At 50.2% G+C, this 813-nt stretch carries 1 protein-coding gene; it reads left to right on the top strand.

The window, feature by feature from the left end; genetic code table 11:
* Positions 1-120 precede the first annotated feature (120 nt).
* On the top strand, positions 121-795 hold the full coding sequence (locus tag PM2_RS29450; protein WP_042132657.1) for a heavy metal response regulator transcription factor: 675 nt from the start codon (positions 121-123) through the stop codon (positions 793-795).
* The last annotated feature ends 18 nt before the right edge of the window (positions 796-813 follow it).

Raw genomic sequence — 813 nt, 5'->3', positions numbered from 1 at the left:
CCCTAGAAATTACAAATCCGTCATTTGAGCCCCGGCACGCTCATTTTGATTTACCATCCCTTTCAATAATGCCGGCGCGCGTGCGCGGTTAATTGCTCAGTGATATCGAGACAAAATCCCATGCGAATTCTGGTAATTGAGGATGAAGTAAAAACTGCGGAGTATGTGCGTCAAGGTCTGACGGAGTGTGGCTATGTCGTAGATTGCGTCCACACCGGCTCAGATGGATTATTCTTGGCCAAGCAGCACGAATACGAGCTGATTATTCTCGATATAAACCTCCCAGAGATGGATGGTTGGCAGGTTCTTGAGTTATTGCGCCGCAAAAATTGCCCTTCCCGCATCATGATGCTGACGGCGAGAAGCCGGCTGGCGGATAAGGTCCGAGGGCTAGAGAACGGCGCAGATGACTACCTGATCAAACCATTCGAATTCCCTGAGCTGCTGGCCCGGGTTCGCGCTTTGATGCGCAGGTCAGATCACCCCGCATCAGCAGAGGTTATTCGCGTGGCTGACCTGGAGCTTGATCAGAGCCGGCACAGAGCCTTCAGGGATGGCCAGCGCATTGATTTGACTACGAAAGAATTCGCATTATTGCATTATCTGATGCGTAATAGTGGCGTAGTACTGAGCCGTACACAGATTATCTCGCAGGTTTGGGATATGAACTTTGACTGTGATACAAACGTTGTAGAGGTGTCGATTCGAAGACTCAGAGCCAAGATAGATGACCCTTTCGAGACCAAGCTGATACATACGCTTCGGGGCGTAGGGTATGTGCTTGAAAAGCGATAATTGCCAAGCTCTCTAGGG

The sequence above is a fragment of the Pseudomonas monteilii NBRC 103158 = DSM 14164 genome (genome assembly GCF_000730605.1).
GTDB classification, from domain to species: domain Bacteria; phylum Pseudomonadota; class Gammaproteobacteria; order Pseudomonadales; family Pseudomonadaceae; genus Aquipseudomonas; species Aquipseudomonas monteilii.
Note: the sequence above shows the minus strand (reverse complement) of the source record. Positions and strands in the feature narration are given on the sequence as shown.